The 23,179-nt window shown below is 37.9% G+C and carries 17 protein-coding genes; 16 read left to right on the forward strand and 1 reads right to left on the reverse strand.

What is annotated here, in order from left to right; translation table 11 throughout:
• The first annotated feature begins 3 nt into the window (after positions 1–3).
• From KHA95_RS07900 to KHA95_RS07925, 6 genes are all read left to right on the forward strand, one after another.
• Positions 4–1,461 (forward strand): rhamnulokinase, encoded by a 1,458-nt coding sequence (locus KHA95_RS07900; RefSeq protein WP_213136969.1) that lies wholly within the window; start codon positions 4–6, stop codon positions 1,459–1,461.
• A 3-nt stretch (positions 1,462–1,464) separates the two neighbouring features.
• Complete coding sequence (locus KHA95_RS07905; protein ID WP_213136970.1) at positions 1,465–3,249, forward strand: L-fucose isomerase; 1,785 nt, start codon at positions 1,465–1,467, stop codon at positions 3,247–3,249.
• Between the two features lie 63 nt (positions 3,250–3,312).
• Positions 3,313–5,250, forward strand: coding sequence for an aldehyde ferredoxin oxidoreductase family protein (locus KHA95_RS07910; RefSeq protein ID WP_213136971.1), 1,938 nt, complete (start codon positions 3,313–3,315; stop codon positions 5,248–5,250).
• A gap of 48 nt (positions 5,251–5,298) precedes the next feature.
• Complete coding sequence (locus KHA95_RS07915) at positions 5,299–6,144, forward strand: amidohydrolase family protein (RefSeq protein WP_213136972.1); 846 nt, start codon at positions 5,299–5,301, stop codon at positions 6,142–6,144.
• A complete protein-coding gene (locus tag KHA95_RS07920; protein WP_213136973.1) occupies positions 6,141–7,073 on the forward strand; it encodes an aldo/keto reductase in 933 nt (310 codons plus the stop codon). The genes KHA95_RS07915 and KHA95_RS07920 overlap by 4 nt, the downstream gene beginning before the upstream one ends.
• Positions 7,070–8,083: a zinc-binding alcohol dehydrogenase family protein gene (locus KHA95_RS07925; protein WP_213136974.1), complete on the forward strand. Its 1,014-nt coding sequence runs from the start codon at positions 7,070–7,072 to the stop codon at positions 8,081–8,083. The genes KHA95_RS07920 and KHA95_RS07925 overlap by 4 nt, the downstream gene beginning before the upstream one ends.
• A gap of 53 nt (positions 8,084–8,136) precedes the next feature.
• On the opposite strand, the gene ilvA is transcribed toward KHA95_RS07925, so the two are convergent.
• A complete protein-coding gene (ilvA, locus tag KHA95_RS07930) occupies positions 8,137–9,405 on the reverse strand; it encodes a threonine ammonia-lyase IlvA (protein WP_213136975.1) in 1,269 nt (422 codons plus the stop codon).
• Positions 9,406–9,559: 154 nt separating this feature from the next.
• Here ilvA and KHA95_RS07935 point away from each other — a divergent pair, with 154 nt between their 5' ends.
• From KHA95_RS07935 to KHA95_RS07980, 10 genes are all read left to right on the forward strand, one after another.
• Positions 9,560–10,255: a helix-turn-helix transcriptional regulator gene (locus tag KHA95_RS07935; protein ID WP_213136976.1), complete on the forward strand. Its 696-nt coding sequence runs from the start codon at positions 9,560–9,562 to the stop codon at positions 10,253–10,255.
• A gap of 372 nt (positions 10,256–10,627) precedes the next feature.
• On the forward strand, positions 10,628–12,001 hold the full coding sequence (locus KHA95_RS07940; protein WP_213136977.1) for an MFS transporter: 1,374 nt from the start codon (positions 10,628–10,630) through the stop codon (positions 11,999–12,001).
• Positions 12,002–12,020: 19 nt separating this feature from the next.
• The gene (locus KHA95_RS07945; RefSeq protein ID WP_213136978.1) at positions 12,021–12,869 is read left to right on the forward strand and encodes a creatininase family protein; all 849 of its coding nucleotides are present in this window, start codon (positions 12,021–12,023) and stop codon (positions 12,867–12,869) included.
• Positions 12,870–13,012: 143 nt separating this feature from the next.
• A complete protein-coding gene (locus KHA95_RS07950) occupies positions 13,013–14,740 on the forward strand; it encodes a sensor histidine kinase (RefSeq protein WP_213136979.1) in 1,728 nt (575 codons plus the stop codon).
• Between the two features lie 14 nt (positions 14,741–14,754).
• Complete coding sequence (locus KHA95_RS07955; protein WP_213136980.1) at positions 14,755–16,350, forward strand: response regulator; 1,596 nt, start codon at positions 14,755–14,757, stop codon at positions 16,348–16,350.
• Positions 16,351–16,575: 225 nt separating this feature from the next.
• Positions 16,576–18,075 carry an ABC transporter substrate-binding protein gene (locus KHA95_RS07960; protein WP_213136981.1) on the forward strand — a complete coding sequence of 500 codons (1,500 nt, stop codon included), beginning with the start codon at positions 16,576–16,578 and terminating at the stop codon, positions 18,073–18,075.
• Positions 18,076–18,454: 379 nt separating this feature from the next.
• Entirely contained in the window at positions 18,455–19,948 is a 1,494-nt protein-coding gene (locus KHA95_RS07965) for an ABC transporter substrate-binding protein (protein ID WP_213136982.1), read from the forward strand.
• A gap of 210 nt (positions 19,949–20,158) precedes the next feature.
• Positions 20,159–21,064 carry an ABC transporter permease gene (locus KHA95_RS07970; RefSeq protein WP_249316775.1) on the forward strand — a complete coding sequence of 302 codons (906 nt, stop codon included), beginning with the start codon at positions 20,159–20,161 and terminating at the stop codon, positions 21,062–21,064.
• Between the two features lie 16 nt (positions 21,065–21,080).
• Complete coding sequence (locus tag KHA95_RS07975) at positions 21,081–21,968, forward strand: carbohydrate ABC transporter permease (RefSeq protein WP_213136983.1); 888 nt, start codon at positions 21,081–21,083, stop codon at positions 21,966–21,968.
• Positions 21,969–22,007: 39 nt separating this feature from the next.
• Positions 22,008–23,171, forward strand: coding sequence for a Gfo/Idh/MocA family protein (locus tag KHA95_RS07980; RefSeq protein WP_213136984.1), 1,164 nt, complete (start codon positions 22,008–22,010; stop codon positions 23,169–23,171).
• Positions 23,172–23,179: the final 8 nt, after the last annotated feature.

Raw genomic sequence — 23,179 nt, forward strand, 5'->3', positions numbered from 1 at the left:
GGAATGACTCATGTTCTCGCCTTTGATTTGGGTGCGTCAAATGGAAGGCTTACTGCCATAAGCTTTGATGGGGAAAAAATTAAACTAAAGGAAATACACCGCTTCCGTAATCAACCTGTGTATAAAGATGGACATTATTATTGGGATCATCATTTTTTGGAAAAAGAAATTATAAAAGGAATCAAACTTGCAACAAATACGATCGATCAGCCGATTGGCGGAATAGGGATTGACACATGGGGTGTTGATTTTGGGATTGTGGATGATGCGGGACTGCTCGTCTCAAATCCATTTTCCTATCGTGATCCTCATACAGAACCGTTTGTCGATAAAGCCCAAAAGCAATTAAGTGCTTTTGATCTTTTTAAAAAAACAGGAAATGAAGTTTCTTCAATTAATACACTCTTTCAATTAATGGCGATAGAATCGAAATGGCCCGAATTGTTAGAACAAGCAAAGTCGATATTAATGATGCCGAACTTGCTTCAATATGCTTTAACTGGGATTGCGGTCAATGAATATACAATTGCTTCGACTTCCCAGCTTCTTGGTAAAAAGAAAGAGTGGAATAAAGAGCTTCTCCAAATATTTTTTCAAAAGCCGCCCCCATTGGCAAATGTTCATATGCCCCATCAAATTATTGGGAATGTATCAACGAAACATCAACTGCCGAAAATTCCGGTTATTTTAACACCAGGACACGATACTGCCTGCGCTCTATCCGCATTGCCAATTCAGCAGGATGATGCAATTTTTATGAGCGTCGGCACGTGGACACTTATTGGGATGGAAGTGGAAAATCCAGTCATTACAGAGGCTGCTTTTCATAATGGTTTTACGAACGAAGGGACGAGCGAAGGAAATTATCGTTTTCAAAAAAATGCAACCGGATTTTGGATTTTACAACAATTACGTAAAGATTGGCAAAACAATGGACAAGCGCTTAATTATGAGCAAGAAAATGCCATGATCAAAACGGCCAAGAAAAGTCATACATACATCGATCCTGATGACTCGCTATTTTTCAATCCTTCATCAATGACAGTAGCAATTGAACAGTATTGCAAACGAACGAAGCAAACACCACCAACGAATCAACAAGAAATGCTGCGTTGCATCATTGAAAGCATGGCATTAAAATATGCAAAAACGATTGCCAATTTAGAAGAAATAACAAGGAAAAAAGCCGAAGTCATTCATATCGGCGGTGGTGGAAGTCAAAACGAAATCTTGTGCCAATTCCTTGCCAATGCCACAGGAAAGCGAGTCATAGCAGGACCCGTTGAAGCGAGCTCTATTGGAAATGGCTTATCACAACTTCGGGCAATTGGAGAAATTGCCTCGTTCAAAGAAGGCCGGGACCTTGTTGCAAGATCCTTCTGTAAAAAAGAGTATATGCCGCAGGATGAGAAGGACTGGATGGAGTCAAAAGATACATTAATACAACGAATGGGGGAATAAATGATGAAAGAGAAACGATACATCGGTAGCTTGCCGAAAATTGGAATCCGACCAGCGATTGATGGGAGACGTAGAGGAGTAAGGGAATCTTTAGAAGAAACGACGATGAAAATGGCGCAAAATGTTGCTGAATTACTATCGAAAGAACTTAAATATTACAACGGAGAACCTGTTGAATGTGTCATTGCTGACACTTGCATCGGCGGAGTGGTGGAAGCTGCAAACGCGGCAGAAAAATTTGCTCGGGAAGGTGTAGGCGTATCGATTACGGTTACACCTTGTTGGTGCTATGGCTCAGAGACGATGGATATGGATCCACATTTACCGAAGGCTGTGTGGGGATTCAACGGAACAGAACGTCCAGGAGCAGTATATTTGGCGGCAGTGCTCGCGGGACATAACCAAAAGGGTCTCCCAGCGTTTGGAATTTATGGAGAAGATGTTCAAGATGCAGGGGATGAGAATATTCCTGATGATGTAAGGAAAAAGCTCATTAGCTTCGCGAAAGCAGGATTGGCGGTTGCGATGATGAAAGGAAAGTCCTATCTGTCGATGGGATCTGTATCAATGGGAATCGCAGGTAGCATGGTTCAAGAAGACTTTTTCCAAGAATATTTTGGCATGAGAAATGAATACATTGATATGTCAGAATTTGTTCGACGTTTTGATCTCGAATTATATGATAAGGAGGAATATGGAAAAGCGTTAGCGTGGGTGAAGGAAAATCTTCGTGAAGGAGAGGATTTGAACAAAGAGGAATTTAAGCGTTCTGATCAACAGAAAGCGCAAGATTGGGAAACGTCGGTAAAAATGGCATTAATCACGCGTGACTTAATGGTTGGAAATGAAAAACTAGCTGAAATGGGCTATGAGGAAGAGGCGATGGGAAGAAATGCGCTCATTTCCGGTTTTCAAGGGCAGCGCCAGTGGACAGACCATTTTCCAAATGGTGACTTTATGGAAACGATTCTTAATTCATCCTTTGATTGGAACGGAAAGCGTGCACCGTATTTAGTAGCAACGGAAAATGACAGCCTAAACGGCGTGACGATGGCAATGGGACATCTCATAACGAATACCGCTCAAGTTTTCGCGGATGTAAGAACGTATTGGAGTCCAGATGCGGTCAAACGTGTCACAGGCAAGGAACTTACAGGTAGAGCGAAAGATGGTTTTATTCATCTATTAAACTCTGGTTCGGCCGCACTTGATGGAGCAGGCCAGCAGAAAAAAGATGGAAAACCAGCTATTAAGCCATATTGGGAGATTGCAGATGAAGAAGTAAAAGCGACTTTAGATGCTACATTATGGCGTCCAGCTTCAACGGAATATTTCCGCGGCGGAGGCTATTCGACTGATTTTAAAACAACAGGAGAAATGCCTGTAACAATTGCCCGTCTGAATTTAGTTAAAGGACTTGGACCGGTCCTTCAAATTGCCGAAGGTTTTACAGTAGACCCCGGGGATGAGATTCATGACACACTCGATTTACGAACAGATCCAACTTGGCCGACAACTTGGTTTGTCCCGAAATTGACAGGAAAAGGTGCGTTTAAGGATGTATATTCTGTTATGAATAATTGGGGAGCAAACCATTGCGTATTAAGCTACGGCCATATCGGCGCTGATTTGATTACGATGGCTTCCATGCTTAGAATTCCAGTCAATATGCATAATGTCGAGGAAGAAAGAATTTTCCGTCCAAGCGCATGGAATATGTTTGGGACAGATGATTTGGAAGCTGCTGATTATCGTGCATGTACAAATTTTGGGCCATTATACAAATAAACTTAGCAATGGTCACTTCGAGTAGAAGTGACCATTTTATACATAGCAGAAAGGATGATGTAATTGGCAGTTTATGGATATCATCAAAAGATTGCACATATTGATTTGGCAACGAGGACAACAAAGGTTGAGACAATGGATGAAAATTGGTATCGCATATATGCAGGTGGGGGATTATTAGGAACATATTTTATGCTTCGCGATACTCCTGCGAAAATTGATGCGTATGATCCTGAAAATCTCTTAATCTTCGCTTCAAGTATTATTGCGGGAAATGATGGGCCTGGGCTTGCAAGATTCAGTGTCATAACAAAATCGCCACTATCACAAGGAATTGGAGAAACAAGATGTGAAGGACCGTGGGCACAATCATTAAAAGGATCTGGTTTTGACGCAATCATCATCCATGGAAAATCGGAGACTCCTGTATATGTAATGATTGAAGATGGAAACATCGACGTTTTAGAAGCTTCCTTATTGTGGGGGAAAGATACGAATGAAACGACTAGCTTGTTGGAAGAAAGGCATGGAAAAGATGAGATTGAAGTTGCAACAATCGGCAAGGCCGGTGAAAATTTAGTTCGCTATGCAAGCATTGTGACTTCACGCTCCAATCAAGCGATGCGCCTCGGTGTTGGTGCAGTCATGGGATCAAAAAATGTAAAAGCAGTCGTAATAAAAGGAAAAAATTTACCGCCAATTTTCGATGAGCAACGGTTGAAGGAAGTGAAACAGGAGTTTGCGACAAACATGCTTACAAATGAGTTAAGCATGTGGCAGAAGGAAGCGCCCGGTTTCTCCGCTTGGGTTGATTTGGCTGACGACGATACCGCCTATTTAGGCGTTGAAAATTTTAAGAAAAACCTATTTCCTGCCCGTGAAAATTATAGCCGCGATCGGTTTTTACAATATTATGAAGGGAGCAAGGCTTGTCCGGGATGTCCGAATGACTGTATAAAATATTTAGTACCCAATGCCGACGTACCGAAAAAATCAACAGGAATCCATCAGGAAGTAACAGGAAGTTTAGGTCCCAATATTGGTAATGAAAATTTGCAGCTTATGCTTGAAATGAATGCGCTATGCAATTTATTAGGACTTGATCCCGTATCATTAGGATTTACAATTAGCTTTGTGATGGAATGCTACGAAAACGGGGTTCTAATGAATATAGATACAGATGGGATGGAGCTTCACTTTGGCAATGAAAAAGATATAGTCCAATTAATCAGTAATATTGCAACGAGAACCGGATTCGGGGACGTTCTTGCTGAAGGTTCGAAGAGGGCGGCGGAGAAGATTGGAGAGCGAGCAAAAGACTTTGCTTTGCATGTAAAAGGGATTGAGATGGTTTCATTTGAGCCAAGAAGCCAAACGAATTTAGGTCTTGGCTATGCAACTGCACCGATCGGTCCAAGATATGATATTTCTGAACATGATTGGGATTACGATGTGGAAGTTGGTTGGAGTCATACGATGGAAAGTTCGCGAACATTAGGCATTTTAGAACGAATTCCAATGCAATATGTTGGTCCAGATAAGGTAAAGAATTTTAAAGCGTTAAATAATGTGTGGAGCGCATGTGATGCGCTAAATTTATGCGTATTTGCCAGCGCACCGACTCGAGTATTTCCGCTAAATGGGATGGCAGAGCTCGTGGAAATTATTACAGGCTGGAAAACTAGTTCATATGAACTGATGAAGTGGGGAGCAAGAAGAAATCATTTGATGCGTATTTATAATATAAGGGAAGGAATGACGAAGGAAGATGATCGTCTTCCGGAGAGATTTTATAAAGAACCGTTAAAAATAGGCAGATTGGCCAGTTTGGTTTTAAATGAAGAAACATTTACAAATGCCATTGAAACGTACTATGAAATGATGGGCTATGATAAAAATGGTATTCCATTAAATGGAACGTTATACGACTTTGATTTAGAATGGACATTGCCAATTATAGAAAATGCACGAAAGGTAAAGGAGCTTACTTCAAAGGGATAGCCTAGGGCTGTTCTTTTTGGGAAAAGTTAATCCCAGGAGGTTAAGAAAATGCGAATTGATGCTCATCAACATTATTGGAAAATTAAACGTGGGGACTACGGTTGGATTACTCCCGATATAACAAAGTTGTATCGGGATTTTTTGCCCAATGACCTGGTATCTCATTTACATAAACATCAAATAGATCAAACAATATTAGTCCAAGCTGCACCTACAATTGAAGAGACATTATTCCTCCTTGAATTAAGTAATCAAACAGAATCTATCGCTGGAGTTGTTGGATGGCTAGATTTAGAGGCTGCCAATTTAAAAAACCAATTTGAAAAACTTAGAAGTCATCCTAAGTTAGTTGGTATTCGTTTAATGATTCAAGACCTAGAAGACGCAGGGACCGTGCTTCAATCAAATTATATCGATGCCTTAAAATATTTTGCGTTAGAGGATGTTCCAATTGATTTACTCGTTGTCCATCATCAGCTACCGATATTAAATCAGTTACTCGAAAAAGTACCAGGGCTGCGGGGAGTGATTGATCATATAGCTAAGCCGAGTATTTCCTCCCATGAAATGGAGCCGTGGAAAACAGAGATGAGTCATATTGCCAAGCATGACCATATTTATTGTAAACTTTCGGGGATGGTCACCGAGGCAGATCATAGTGCTTGGGAACAGAAAGATTTCGACCCATATGTACACCATATCTTAAATGAATTTGGTACAGATCGTGTAATGTTTGGAAGTGATTGGCCAGTGTGCTTATTAGCTGCCAGCTACGATGAAGTTGTGAATGTGTTGGAAAATGCTTTACCAGATACTTTGATGATCGATGAAAAAGAAAAGATCTTTGGCAGTAATGCTAGGCGATTTTATAAACTGGGAGATGGGGAGCTGTGAAATATAGAAAGCTTGGCAATACAGGGTTGGATGTATCAATTTTAAGTTATGGCGCGTCGTCATTAGGCTCTGTTTTTAGAGCAATTAATGAAAAAGAAGGAATTCGGACTGTTCATGAAGCAGTTGATCGAGGAATTAATATGATAGATGTTTCACCTTATTATGGATTGACGAAAGCTGAAACGGTACTTGGGAAAGCCTTGAAAGAACTCTCAAGAGATTCCTATTTTTTGTCTTCTAAAGCTGGCAGATACGGTGATAATACATTTGATTTTTCAAAGAGGAGCATCATAAAAAGTGCTGAAGAAAGTTTAAAGCGATTAAATACGGATTACTTAGACATTTTATTACTTCATGATATAGAGTTTGGGCACCAGGACGAGGTTATTGATGAAGGGATAGAAGCCTTGATTCAATTAAAAAGGCAAGGAAAGATCCGCTTTTTTGGCGTTTCTGCTCTACCTCTTTCTATTTTTGAAAAGATAATCGAGAAAACCGAATTAGACGTCATACTTTCCTATTGCCATTATTCATTGAATGATACATCTTTATTAAGCCTTTTACCTAAACTAGAACAAAATGGAATCGGACTTATCAATGCATCGCCACTTTCGATGGGGCTATTAAGCACGAATGGTCCGCCGACCTGGCATCCAGCTAATGAAAAGATTAAAGAAATCTGCAAAAAAGCATTACTCCATTGTAAAAACAAAGGCGAAAACCTTTCAAAATTAGCTATCCAATATGCTGTTCAAAACGAACGAATTCCGACCACACTTGTAGGTACAGCGAGCGCAGAGAATATAAAGAGAAATATTGATTGGGTGAATGAACCAATCAATAAAGAGTTATTGCAAGAGGTTTTAGAAATATTGGAACCGATTCATAATCAGACATGGCAAAGTGGGGCGGAGGAGAAATCTAAATGAAAAGTATTGTGTGCGTAAAACCAAATGAATTCGCAGTTAAAGAAATTAAGGCTCCTATTTTACAGCCAGGGAGGGCGATCGTGCGAATAAAAAGGATTGGAATATGTGGGACAGACTTGCATGCATATAGGGGAAACCAGCCCTATTTTACTTATCCGCGTATACTCGGACATGAGTTAGGAGGCATCGTTGAAGAGATCGGTGAGAATGCAGATGGAATTCGTTCAGGTGATCAAGTGGCCATTATTCCGTATCTTGAATGTGGGATATGTATAGCCTGCCGGAGGGGCAAAACAAACTGCTGTACGGAAATGAAAGTAATCGGTGTTCACCAAGATGGTGGGATGAGGGAAAAGATTTCAGTTCCAGTTAAAAATCTTGTGAAAACAGCGGGCTTGACGCTCGATGAAGCAGCAATGGCTGAACCGTTGGCGATCGGAGCACATGCAGTGAGGCGTTCTTTTTTAACGAAAAGAGAGACCATACTCGTTATTGGTGCGGGGCCTATTGGATTAGGTGTAATGGCTTTTGCTAAAGATCAAGGGGCAAATGTGATAGCGATGGATATTAATGAAGAAAGGTTGGGGTTTTGCAAAAGCTGGGCTAAGGTCGATGCCACTGTGAATGGATTACATAAACCGTTAGAAAGATTGGAAGAGCTGACAAATGGCGATTTACCCACGATTGTATTTGATGCGACAGGAAATGTGAAATCGATGACAAAGGCATTTCAATATGTTGCACATGGAGGATCTTTAGTTTATGTTGGGCTGGTCAAGGACGAGATCAGTTTCTCAGATCCAGAGTTTCATAAGAAAGAACTAACACTTTTGAGTAGTAGAAATGCAACGCGTGAAGATTTTGATTATGTGTTAGAGACTTTATCAGCGGGGGAAATTGATATTGACCGCTATATTACCCATAGGTGTCAATTTAATGAAATGATCGATCAATTTGAAGGCTGGCTTTTGCCAGAGTCAAAAGTGATTAAAGCGATAGTGGAGCTGTGAATCACTTATAAAAATGAAAGAAGAGGGCTCCCAATGGATGCCCTCTAAAAACGTCATATTAACAAATTAAACAATGTACTATCTTTATTCACTTCAGTATAGTCGAAGCCTTTTTCCCTCATGCGTTGAATCAGACCTCCATAGTCTTCTCGGTGTTTTAATTCAATGCCAACAAGACCCGGTCCGCTTTCCTTGTTGTTCTTCTTTGTATATTCAAAAGTAGTAATATCGTCTTCCGGTCCAAGTACGCCATCTAGAAATTCACGCAATGCTCCGGCACGTTGCGGGAAGTTAACGATAAAGTAATAGAGAAGTCCTTCGTAAATAAGTGATTTCTCTTTGATTTCCTGCATTCTGCCAATGTCATTATTTCCACCGCTAATGACACAAACAACTGATTTTCCTTTAATTTCTTCTTTATAAAAATCCAATGCAGCAATTGGCAATGCTCCCGCTGGCTCCGCAATAATTGCGTGCTCATTGTAAAGATCCAAAATCGTCGTACATACTTTACCTTCAGGAACGCCAATAATATCATTTACATATTTTTTACAAAGATTGTATGTTTGTTGGCCAACGCATTTTACTGCGGCTCCATCAACAAATTTATCGATCGTTTGGAGCGGAGTAACTTCCTTATTTTCAAAAGCTGCCTTCATACTTAATGCTCCTGAAGGTTCAACTCCTACCATTTTTGTATGTGGAGAAACATTTTTTATATATGTGCTTAAGCCCGCCATGAGCCCGCCACCGCCGATGCTCGCAAACACAAAGTCAACTGGTTCTTCAATGTCATTCATAATTTCAATCGCAACCGTACCTTGCCCAGCGATAACGCGATGATCATCAAATGGATGAATGAAAATTCGATCTTCCTTTTCGGCACAAACAGTTGCACTCGCAGCCGAGTCGTCAAATGTATCTCCAATTAGGACGATTTCAACTTGATCTTTTCCAAACATCTTCACCTGATCAATTTTTTGGCGGGGGGTCGTTTGTGGCATAAAGATTTTTCCATTAATCCCTAAATGAGCACAGGCAAATGCTACACCTTGAGCATGATTTCCTGCACTTGCACAAACAACGCCTTTTTGACGCGCTTCATTTTCTATTGTTTTGATTTTGTAATAAGCCCCACGTAATTTAAATGAACGTACGTGTTGTAAGTCTTCCCTTTTCACATACACGTTACAATTATATTTCTCAGATAATCGTTCGTTTTTTTGCAAAGGTGTATGTGCCACTACATCTTTTAAAGATTGATACGCAATCAGAATATCTTCTATATGCACGGTTTGTTCTTTCTCCTTTGTTTCTATCATGGCGTCCATCCACTTCCTCGCTTTATTATAAACATTTCTACATTATAACATGGAAATGAAAGAATGAACACACGAAGTATTCAAAATATTTAGAGGTGACTTATTCATACCTGCCATTATTTGCGTTATAATGCGAAAAAAGGAGGACGAATCCTTGGATAAACAAACAATTATTGAAGATGGTCACCGATTTAGAGATCGTTTGTTGCACGCTATTAAGAGTGGTGATCGAGCGAAAATGGACCATTTTATTGGGAAAATGGATCAAATGATGAAAGATGATTCGTTTGATTTACTAAAGAGAACTCCTGGGAATCGGTTGCGTTCTTATAAAAATTTTCTGTTATCGCATAATACACTTTACGGCCATTACGCCGGCAAAGGTGGATTAAGTGCTCCGCAATCCCACTATATGACAGAAAAATATGCGATTCTAATAGAGCATAGTGATACAATTTCACAGCTTGAACAACTTCATTTGAATATGTTACACGATTATTCCGATTCTACCATACGAATAAAAACCAATGAAAATACCTCCATTGTAGAAAAAGCGGAAAATTATATCGAAATGAATTTTGCCGAGGATATTTCAATTGAAGAAATTGCTCGAAACATTCATGTTCATCCATCCCATTTAATGCGTGTCTTTAAAAAGGAAAAAGGAATAACGATCAGTCATTTTCGAAGCAAAAGAAGGATAAAGGAAGCAAAGCAGCTGCTCACTTATTCAACTCTTTCAATGACTGAAATTGCAATGATTGTAGGTTTTAGCAGTCCACAATATTTTTCTAGAATTTTCAAGAGGGAGGAAGGAGTAACTCCACTTGAATTTAAAAGGAAGCACTAAGAGCCTTCTTGTTCGCAAATAAAGCGAGTAAGAATGCTCTTTTTGATGGAATGCAAGTTTAGTATAAAAAACTGCGATATTATTGCAAGTTTATTAAAATAAACGCCGGTATAATTATGATTAATCATTTGTATAGCGCTTACAAATAAGTTTGTTAAGTAACCAAACCATCTATTAACTGCGGGTGAAAACATTCCTAGGAGGAAGTTTGATGACACTAAATCCAGTTCTTTAAAAAATAAGATTCATAGAGGGGATAAAGTGCTCAGTTGGTTGTAAAGATATTGTTTTAATATATCGATAAACATTCGATAGTCTAAGAGCTGTTTAAGTGTATTCATTTTGGAATTTATAAATATCGGAGGATTATATATGATGAAAACACGAAAATTTGGTATTCGAGATCAAATTGGCTATATGTTAGGAGACGTCGGGGGTAGTTTTGTTAATTTGTACATAGGCGCATTTTTTCTAATATTTGCAACCTATGTTCTAGGTGTAAGCCCTTACTTTATGGGAACCTTATTTTTAGTTGCTCGCATATTCGATGCTTTTACAGATGTAATTATGGGAACCATTCCAGACCGTTGGAAAATAGGAAAAAGTGGGGATAAGTTTTTACCTTATATTAGTATCTCTAAATGGTTTTTGGCTGCTTCATTACTATTATCCTTCGCTGATGTATCAAATTTTTCTTCCACGATCATTCATATATGGGTCGTTGCTGTTTATCTCTTTTTTGGAATCGCCTACACAGCAGATTCGATCCCTTATGGGTCATTAGCAGCTGTTATTACGAATGATCCGATTGAACGAACGAAATTATCTCGAGCTCGTGCGATTGGTGGGATGATTGTTGGATTAGGTGCTTTATCGTTCGTTCCTATGTTTATTTATGATAAAGCTGGAAACATCATTCCAGAAGCCTTCTTCCATGTTGCAATTGTATTCAGTATTTTATCCCTTTTGTCATATACCTTATTAGTAAGACTAACAACGGAACGTATTCGCGATGATCAACCTGCTGGACAAAAAGCAGATTATAAATTCATGGACGCTCTAAAATCAGCGTTTAAAAATAGACCTTTAATGGGGATGATGGTTGCTTCAGTCGGTTCACTTATTATGATCAATGGTGTAGCTCAATTAGCGGCAATTGTTTTTGCAGAATATTATCATATGCCATCAGCGTTTGCAATCAACTCCTTTATTAGCATTTTCATTACAATGACATTATTTATCATTGTTCCTAAACTTGTAGAAAAGTTTAATAAAAGGAATTTGGTTATTGCTACTGCTGCATTTAGTTTAATTGCAGCAACACTATTAACCTTGGTTACGATTGAAAATGTGTATGTGTTCATGGTTTTATACAATATAGCGATGATTGGTTCGTCTGTTTTCGTTATGGTTGTTTGGGCGCTTGTGACAGATTGCTTGGATTATACGGAACTTCAAACAGGAAAACGCTATGATGGCACACTCTATTCAATCTATTCTTTCTCTAGAAAGGTAGGGATGGGGATTGGCTCCGCAATTGGTAGTTATGCACTTGGCTGGGTAGGCTTTGTTTCAGGGGCTAAATCACAATCATCAGAAGTAGCACAAGGCGTATTGAAAATGTACACAGGTATGCCGATCATTACATTCATTTTGATTTTAATTGGGGTCGGTTTGATTTTTAATTTAAACAAAGACAAGACAGAGGAGATGTATGTAACACTTAAAGGGAGAAGAGTATCTTAATAAAGTAGGAGGTTTTCATATGCGTACAAGATTTCTATCAAAATTAACAAATGGAGAAGTAGAAGAATATTTAACAAGAAACGATCTTATTTTTGTTCCAGTTGGGGTAACGGAAACACATGGCGCTCTCCCGCTTGATTCGGAAACCGTATTAGCTGAAGCAGTTACATTGAAAATGGCAGAAGAAACCGATGGTCTGGTCCTGCATAATTTACCATACTTCTTCGCAGGGGCCACACCAACTGGCAGAGGAACGGTCCAAATGAGCATTAAGGATGGAATGGCTTATTTAGATAAAATAGCTGAATCATTATTAAAGCAAGGATTTAGAAGGCAAGTATATTTTACTTCCCATGGTCCAGCATATTTAACCGTGAGTTCGATGGTAAGAGATTTTTTCGATCGTACAAAGGTGCCAGTATTATATATCGATATGATCATGGCAGTTGAATCAATCAAAGATTTAAGCTTTAATTTTATGGAGAAGTTTCACGAAATGACGATAGGCGCTTATTCAATTTTAGGAAGACTTGAGGATGTGCCGCTTAACGTTTCAGAGTCGAATTCAGTCACTTATGATGTAAACAAAATGATGAAGGCGATGCAAAATATTCCAGCTGCTCCTCTAGGGAAATTAGCATATCAATCAGGGGCGATTGGCTATTATTTCGATGAAGCGTCGACCCATATGGTTACTCCCTTATTAAAAACGGCGGAAGAACGCGAAGCATTGGCTGCAGCTGGGGTCGAGGCAATTAATGAAATTGTGAAAAAGTTGGATATGAATCGCGTTGTCCAATCACTAAAAGAAGTGGATGAGTATACGAAAAATGAAAGTATCCCTAAATATGGCGAGTGGCTTCTATGAAAAATATGTAAACGAAAGGGGTTCCTAAAGAGGAGCCTCTTTTCCCGTTTATAGATAAAAAAATCTAGACAATTTGATACTTCGTTTGCTAGTATGTCGCTATAACAATCGCATATAAAAAAGTCTATATAGGGGGTAAGAGATTGCGACGGATCAGTCCATTTTGGAATTCTTTAGTGTTTAAATTGTTTTTGAGTATATGTTTCATTATTGGTCCACTTATTGCTGTGTTGATTGTAAATAATCATTATGCTGTTGATGTAGTAAGAAACCAAGTATCACAATCTAATAAAAATATGTTGAATATTTATATGAGACAGATCGATCATGATTTAGATGGAGTAGGGGAGTATGTATTTCAAGTATCACAAGAGGGTGATTTATACTACCTCCAAGCAAATCGAGCAACCGATTACAATGATTATGTAGAGGCGAAGCTCCGCTTGTATCAATCGATTTCTCCACAGTCCAATTTTTATACAACGATAGATTCTGTTTTTATCTATTCCCGCCTATATAAAGATCTCATTTACACACAAAATTTTGGGGAAAGCTTTATCGAGAGACAAGCAACTTCAGAAGAAATAGCTAATTTACTAGGCGGAAATCCAGACAAATTTCTAAATGGTCAATGGCAAATGTGGGAAGGGAAGGATCGGGACTATTTGCTTTATCTTATAAAAAATGATGATGTCTATGTAGGTGCGTGGGTAGATTTGGAGACACTGATCTTTCCTTTTGAACATATCGATTTTGGAGAATCGGGGAGGGCCCTCCTAGCTACCTCTGACTTTAAGCCGATTACCCAAAAGAAATTTGTGCTGGACGAAGGGATTAACTTAAGATCTGACACAAATACATATGAAATTTCAGGAGACAATGATCGTTTCTTGGTGATGAGCGAACAGTCGAGAAAAGCTGATTTTCAACTTGTTGCTTTAATTCCTGAACATACGATTCTGGAAAAGTTACCATTTATACAAAGAATCTCAACTTTCATTTCTATCGGGGCGGTGTTGTTTTTGCTATTATTTATTTTTATTATGAGAAAGGTGTTTATTTTGCCGATTCATCGACTAGTCAGAGCGATGAAAAAACTACGTAAAGGTGACTTCGATATTCGGCTTCCAGATGCTAAGAGTTCATCGGAATTTGAATTGATGAATGAGTCATTCAACGAAATGAGTTCTAGAATACGCAATCTGAAAATTAATGTCTATGAAGAAAAGTTAAACCATCAGAAGGCTGAGTTGCATCATTTGCAACTGCAAATTAATCCGCATTTCTTTCTTAACTCATTAAATATTATTTATAATCTCGCAACAGTGAAAGACTTTCGTCTCATTCAGGAAATGTCAAGAAGTCTCGCGAACTATTTTCGTTTTATGTTTAAGAGCAATTCGTATTTCGTCACAGTTGAAGATGAAATCAAGCATACGGATAATTATTTGAATATTCAAGAACTTAGATTCCCCAATTCATTTTCATATGAATTGTTTGTTCAAGAAGAATTAAAAAAATGCAATATTCCCCCATTAATGATCCAAACATTAGTCGAAAATTCGATTAAGCATGCATTTAATATGGATGACCCGATCAACATTACGGTAGATGTTTGGCAAGAAATTGAGGAACCGGATATCATTCATATTCAAATTCAAGATACTGGCGAAGGATTTCCTCAAGAAGTATTAGCGAAATTAAAATGTAATAGACCATTAGTTAGTGAAGAAGGGGAACGGATCGGGATTTGGAATGTGAAACGAAGACTAAAGCTCTTGTATGGTGGAGCAGCAACCATTCGATTTTCGAATGAGCAAGGAAAAGGAGCAACAATCAGAATAGAGATTCCGGTTAAGGAACAATATTGAGAGGGGTATTTTCTATGAAACAATTTCATGTGCTCATTGTAGATGATGAAATTCATGCGATTCGTGGTGTTGAGGCGGGTGTTCAGTGGAAGAAACTTAATATTTCAACGATCCATACGGCTTATAACTTAAAACAGGCACAAAAGGTGTTTCAAAATCATCGAGTAGATCTCTTAATCTCTGATATAGATATGCCAAAAGGTACCGGCATCGATTTATTGAAATGGGTAAGAGAATATTATTCTGAAACAGAAACGATTTTTCTTAGTGCCCATGCAGACTTCTCGTATGCCAAACAGGCTCTACAATTAAATAGCTTTAATTATTTGCTGAAGCCCGTCGATTATTCCGAGCTTGAGGAAGTGATTCAAGAAGCATTACAAAAAATAACCAAGGATAAGCAATTGAATAAGGTGGGAGAATCATATTTTCAGTTACAAAAGACACATGAAAATATAATGATAGAACGTTTTTGGCTGAATTTGGTTAATCAAGCCATCCCATCAACAAAAGATAAAGTTAGGGAATATCTAGATATAAATAAAATTAATATAGATGATTCAATATACTATTTACCAATACTTATTCATGTTCAACGGTGGAAAGCTGGATTAACTGTTGAAGAAGAGAAAATGATGGAAGCTGCACTTAAAAATGCAATTCAAGAGGAAATTGCAAAAAATGATAGGGAAGCTGCATCTATTGAGTTAGGTTCCGGGTATATGCTGATCATTCTACCTAGAAGTGGAAATAACCATATGAACCGTTGCCAAAATTTCATATTAAAGTTTAGACAGTATTTTGATTGTGATCTTTGTTGCTATGTTGGAAAACAGGTGCGTATCTATGAATTATTGGAGATGATTCAATCATTAAAAGATTTAGATCGCGATAATGTAACAATGATCAACCAGGTCATCGAACTTAAGTCTGAAAAAAGGGGACAATCTACTATACCTCAGTTTCCTGTAACTGAGTGGTTAGAATTAATGAAAATAGGCTCAAAGGAAAAACTTATTGTTGAGATGAATGACTACATTGAGTCATTGAGATGCAAAGGACCTGTATTAACATCTCAATCTTTACAGTTATTTTATCAGGATTTTTTACAAATGCTTTTCTATGTTTTACAAATGAAAGGAATACAAGCGAACCAAGTATTCTCAAAAAACATCCTTACAGCTAATACAGAAAAGATTTTTACATCCATAAATAGCTTACAAGAATGGTTGAACTTAATTATTGATGTTGCGATGGATCAGCTTCACAAATCCCATGAAAGCAATTCAGTGGTGGATAAAGTAAAACAATTTATTAAAGAAAATATAGGTGTGCAGAAACTATCAAGAGAGGATATTGCTAATTATGTTTATTTAAATCCTGATTATTTAACAAGGGTCTTTAAAAAGGAGACTGGTTTGTCGCTATCGGATTATCTACAGCAGGAGAGAATAGAAACAGCGAAAGAATTGTTATTACATACGAATATGTCTGTTAGCGACATTGCACTTGAATCAGGCTATTCGAGTTTTTCTTATTTTTCGACGATCTTTAAGAAAGTAACCAGACATAGTCCAGTGGAGTTTCGTAGAGTCTATTCAGGAGAGTAAGCGCGCTGAATGCTATCTCGTAAGCAATAGTGTAAGTTTTCTTACGATATAGCATTCATTACCATAACAACTCCAACATTATTGAAACATTATTAGGAAAAGTCGAAATAATTAAAATGATATGTCGGTTTATTAGATGTAGTTATACATAAAGTTGATTATAGTTAATTACTAATAACGCTTTGTAAGCGCTATCATATATCGAAGAAAATAAGGGGGATTAGTATGGTTAAAAGGTTAAAATCACTAAAGTTGCTCTCGATTTTCGTACTCGCATTTATCGTAGCGTTGGCAGGTTGTGCTTCAGGGGAAAAAACGGCAAGCACAGGGGCAGAATCTAATGAGGATGATGAAGAGGTTGTCGAACTTACATTAGCCATGCTAACAGGTGGAAATGTTGATGATCTAAAATTGGTAGAAGAAGAAATTAATAAAATTACCCAAGAGAAAATTAGTGCTAGAGTAAATCTTTTGGGGATAGGCTATTCAGCATGGCAACAACAAACAAACCTAATGATGACAGGTAATGAAAAATTGGATCTAATTATAACGATGGGTGCCATGAATTTTGGTTCCCAAGCAGTAAAAGGCCAGATTATTCCATTAGATGACTTACTCGTATCACATGGTCAAGGGATTATAGATGTAGTACCAGAACATATGCTGGAAGCAACGAAAATTAACGGAATTAGTTATTCAGTTCCTAGTATTAAAGACTGGGCGATTGACTATGGCTTTATTATGAGAAAGGACCTTGTGGAAAAGTATAATATTGATCTTACCCAAATCAAGACTTATGAAGATCTAGGTCCTGTTTTTCAGACAATATTAGACAATGAACCAGGGATCTATCCAATGGCTAACACAAAGCTACAAACACCAGCTGGAAGGATATCTGAACAGTATTTTGACGGATTAGGGGACTCTTTAGGGGTGCTCTCTATGGAAGGTGATGGCGAGGTCGAGAATATGTTCGATCACTCTGATTATAAGAAGTCAATAGATTTAGTAAGAGAATGGTTCCTGGCGGGCTATATAATGAAAGATGCGGCTACTTCAGACGATGATTCTGCAAGTATTGTGAAATCAGGAAAAGGTTTTGGTTATTTTAGTCATATGAAACCAGGGTATGAGTCTCAAGAAAGTCGATTAACAGGTTATGAAATGGTTGCAGTAAGGTTTACTGAACCTCAATTAACAACTAGTAGAGCTACTACTTTTATGATGTCAATTCCTAAAAATAGTCAAACTCCCGAAAAGGCAATGGAGTTCATGAATCTTCTCTATACAGATGCAGAAATTATGAATTTGTTTGCTAATGGAATTGAGGGCAAACATTATATTGTGAAGGATGAAGGTGTTATTGCTTTGCCAGAAGGAGTAACCAAAAGTGGCTATACTTTTGGTGCATTCATGATTGGAAACAATTTCCTCACATATCCATGGGAAGCAAACGGTCCAGATTACTGGGATAAAATGGACAAATTTAATAGAAAGGCTAGACTTTCTCCAGCCTTCGGTTTTACTTTTAATCCAGATCCAGTTAAGACGGAAATTGCAGCAGCTACAAATGTCTTAAATCAATATCGAGCAGGTCTGGAAACGGGTACCTTAGATCCCGAAAAGAGTTTGCAAGAATTTAATGAAAAGTTAAAAGCAGCTGGTCTTGACAAAATTATTGCCGAGAAGCAAAAACAATTGGATGAGTGGCGAACTGCAAAATAAAAATTAGTGGCAAATTTAATGATTGATCTATTCATTAACGGTCAGCAAGACTCCCGCCTTTAACTTAGAAGTTTAGGTGGGAGCTGCTGCTCGTAGAAACCCGATTGTTGAAACTAACAATGGAGGACAAAAGAAAAAGCTATAAATATCTTATCAAACATACCTCACCATTTTATTATTAAAAAAACAACTTGATTTCATATTTCCTTTTATAGATGGTACAGAACAGTCTGAAAAGTTAAAGTGGAAAGTCGTTAGATTGAATGTGGTTAATCCTAGAGTTAGGTAACATTAATAGTACAAAATGGATCAGATAGCTTATGTAAAAAAAATGTTAACGCTTACCTTTAGTTAAGTTAACTACATAGGAGGATTTAGTATGGTAGAAAAATTAAAAACATTAAGGATGCTCCCGCTTCTTGCACTGGCATTTATTGTAGCACTAGCAGGTTGTGCTTCTGGAGGAAAAACGGCAAGTTCAGGAGGGAATTCCAGCAATGAAGAAAATGTCGAACTCACATTAGCCATGATGTTTTCAACGAATTCGGATGATATCAAATTGGTGGAAGGAGAAATCAATAAGATTACAAAAGAAAAAATTAATGCTACTGTGAATCTTTTACCAATTGGAGGCGCAGCATGGCAACAGCAAACAAACCTAATGATGACAGGTAATGAAAAATTGGATCTCCTTGTAACTTTTGGTGGTATGGGGTATGGAACACAAGCAGTAAAAGGTCAGATAATTCCTTTAGACGATTTACTTGTATCCCATGGTCAGGGGATTTTAGACGTAGTCCCTGAGCACATGCTTGAGGCAACAAAAATAAAAGGGATTACCTACGGGGTTCCGAGTATTAAAGACTGGGCGACAGATTATGGTTTTCTTATGAGAAAAGACCTCGTGGAAAAATATAATATTGATCTCTCTCAAGTGGAGACTTTCGAAGATCTTGGACCCGTCTTTCAAACAATTAAAGAAAATGAACCAAGCATGAATGTAATAGCAAACACAAAGCTAGTTACACCAGCTGGTAGAATATCGGACCATTACTTTGATACATTGGGAGACGCACTAGGTGTGGTTGCGATGAATGGTGACGGGAATGTCGAAAATATGTTTGAAAATCCTGATTATAAAGGATCTATCGAATTAGTAAGAGAATGGTTCCAAGCAGGATATATCATAAAGGATGCTGCTACCTCCGATGAAACAATGGAGAATATTGTTAAAGCTGGCAAGGGGTTTGGATTTTTCTCCCATATGAAACCGGGATATGAATCACAACAAAGTCGTTTAACAGGTTATGAAATGGTTGCAGTAAGATTAGCAGATGCGATTTTGCCTACTACTAGAGCAACCAGTATGATGATGTCGATTCCTAGAAATAGCAAATACCCTGAAAAGGCAATGGAATTAATGAATCTACTTTATACTGATGCGGATATTATGAATTTGATTGCGAATGGAATTGAGGGCAAACATTATATCGTGAAGGATGAAGGTGTCATTGCTAAGCCAGAAGGTCTTATTGAGAGTGGGTACACATTTGGAGCATGGCAAATTGGAAACAACTTCCTTACTAGTCCATGGGAGGAAAATGGCCCTGATTATTGGGAACAAATGAAGGAACATAATGAAAATGCAACTCTTTCACCAGTCTTTGGTTTTAATTTTGACCCAGACCCAGTTAAGACGGAAATTGCGGCAGCTACAAATGTATTAAATCAATATCGAGCGGGTCTCGAAACGGGTACATTAGACCCAGAAAAGAGTTTGCAAGAATTCAATGGAAAGTTAAAGGCGTCTGGTCTTGACAAAATAATAGCTGAAAAGCAAAAACAGTTGGATGAGTGGCGGTCAAAAAAGTAATAGAGTTGTATAAATAAAGAAAGCTAGAATAAATTCTACTTCTCTTTATGATACAAGGTATGAAGGTAAGAGTGTCTGTACTAATAGTTCATATGTAACTAAATATTACAGCTGTGACTTTATAACAATCAAGGGGGGATCGTCGTGACTCAAGTAGCAGTAAAACCATTAAATACAAAGTCTGTATCTCAATCAAAATTGCAAAAGAAGATGGCCAAATTTAAAAGGTACCTACCTCTCTTCATCATGATGACACCTGGATTGATTTATTTACTTATTAATAATTATCTACCGATGTTCGGGATGATCATTGCTTTTAAAGATATTAATTATGCTAAAGGAATATTAGGCAGTGACTGGGTTGGCTTCCAAAATTTCAAGTATTTGTTTAGCACACAGGATGCCTTCATTATTACGCGAAATACGATTTTGTATAACGGAGGATTTATTATAATTAATACAGTCGTGGCTTTGGCCTTGGCGATTATGCTTAATGAAATTAAAAGTAAATTTTTAGCGCGATTTTATCAAAGTGCCATTTTACTGCCATTTCTAATTTCAATGGTTATTGTTAGTTATTTAACTTATGCCTTTTTAAGCACAGATGTGGGTTTCTTCAACAAGACAATTCTTCCGATGCTAGGGTTGGAAGAGATTTCGTGGTACACGGAGGCGTATGTTTGGCCGTACATCTTGACAATTGTGAATACGTGGAAGGGTGTAGGATTTCTATGTGTTATTTATCTAGCATCTATAGTTGGGATTGACCCAGAGCTTTACGAAGCTGCTGAACTAGACGGGGCAACGAAATGGAATAAAATCTGGCATATTACACTCCCGACGATCATGCCAATTATTGTAATGATGACATTACTTGGAATTGGGCGTATTTTCTACTCCGACTTCGGACTATTCTTCCAAGTGCCAATGAATTCAGGTGCAATCTATGATACTACAAATGTAATTGATACGTATGTATATCGTGGACTAATGCAACTAGGCGATATAGGAATGTCAGCGGCCGCGGGTCTTTATCAATCAATTGTAGGGTTCATCCTTGTACTCTTGTCGAACTGGTTTGTTCGTAGAAAAAGCAAAGATAACGCATTATTTTAAAAGGAGTTGATTGATAATGGTTACATCTGATCGATTAACACAATGGGTTTCTCATATTTTTCTAATTTTTGTGACGGCGGCAAGTATCATTCCATTTATCATTCTACTATCATCTTCTTTTACATCTGAAGACGCGATTTTAAGAGATGGATATAACTTTATTCCAAAGGAATTTAGTTTTGCAGCCTATGAATATTTAATTAATGGTTCCAGTGAAATTTTTAGAGCGTATGGAATTACTGTATTCGTAACCGTTTTTGGAACGGTCGCAAGCTTAGCGATAACCGCGCTGCTCGCTTATGCGCTTTCAAGAAGAGATATTCCAATGCGTAACACTTTATCTTTTCTCGTATTCTTTACCCTATTGTTCAATGGCGGACTAGTTCCAACATATCTAGTGTATACACAAATGTTCGATGTTAAAAACACGATTTGGGCATTGATTGTTCCTGGATTATTAATGAATGGTTTTAATGTATTGTTAATGAGATCGTTTTTTATTACGTCCATCCCAGAGGCAATCCTCGAATCTGCTAGGATCGACGGTGCTGGGGAGTTTAAAACTTTCTTTTTAATTGTTCTCCCACTATCCTTGCCGATATTAGCGACGATTGGCTTGCTTCAAACGATTCATTATTGGAACGATTGGTTTAATGGGCTAATTTATATTACGGACCCGAAGATGTTCAGTATACAAAACATTTTGAACAGAATGATGTCTGATATTGAGTTTTTATCAAGTGGTGCCTTAGATACGAATGCAAGTGAAGCAATGGCTCAAATTCCTAGCACTGCAGTACGAATGGCAATTGCAGTTATTGGGGTAATCCCTATTTTGATAGCGTATCCATTCTTTCAAAAATATTTGGTCAAAGGGATTGCGCTTGGTGCTGTGAAAGGATAAATGTATTTTTCAAAACTATAATTGGAGGGAGAAATGATTATGAAAGATGTTAGATTAGGCATTATCGGATTAGGAGCAGAAGGTGGAATATATGGAAGATTAATTAAAGAAGGTAAAGTGAAAAACATGGTTATTGGGGCAATTTGTGATATTGATCCAGCTAAAAAGATACTGGCAGCAGAAAATTATCCGGACATCCCTTTTTATGATAACTATATTGATATGCTTGAAAGCGGTGATATCGATGCAGTAGTAACGACTGTTCCCCATTATTTGCACCCAGAAATGGGAATTGAAGCATTGAAGAGAGACATTCATGCATTGGTTGAGAAACCGGCGGGTGTTTATACGAAACAGGTGAAAGAGTTAAATGAATTTGCAGCAGCAAAACCTGAATTAACATTTGCTATTTTCTTTAATCAAAGAACGAATCCGCTCTACCAGAAATTGAAGGAACTGATTGACGGTGGTGAGATTGGAGAAATTCGCCGGACGAATTGGATTATTACAACATGGTGGAGACCACAAGGATACTATGATCAAAGTGAATGGAGGGCAACATGGAAAGGTGAAGGTGGAGGGGTACTTGTGAATCAAGCTCCACATCAATTAGATTTGCTTCAGTGGATTTGTGGTATGCCAAAGAAGGTATATTCCAACGTGAAATATGGCTACCAACGAAATATCGCCGTGGAAGACGACGTAACGGCTATACTTGATTATGGAAATGGAGCTACGGGGGTATTTATTACAGCTACCCATGATGTTGTCGGAACAGACCGTTTTGAAATATTGGGGGATAAAGGAAAAATTGTTGTAGATGATAGTAAGAAAATTACTATTAAACGCCTGCATAAATCTGAGTCTGAAATGAGCTCATCAATGAGCATGCAAGATGTGATGAAAATTTTCATGAGCGAAGGAGCGTCAGATATTTACAGTGAAGAAGTAATCGAATTTAACAGTGTATGGGGTGCCCAGCACATATCCGTTTTAGAAAACTTCGCTGCCAATGTTTTAGATGGTACACCTTTAATTGCACCTGGAAGTGATGGTATTAACGGAGTAACATTAGCCAATGCAATCCATCTGTCCAGTTGGTTAGGAAAAGAAGTAGAGATTCCAGTTGATGGGGATCTTTATTTAGCTGAATTAAATAAAAAGATTGAAGAAGAAAAGAAAAATCCAGTTACAATAATATAGGAGGATTG

Source organism: Bacillus sp. FJAT-50079 (genome assembly GCF_018343515.1).
Lineage (GTDB): Bacteria > Bacillota > Bacilli > Bacillales > Bacillaceae_C > Lederbergia.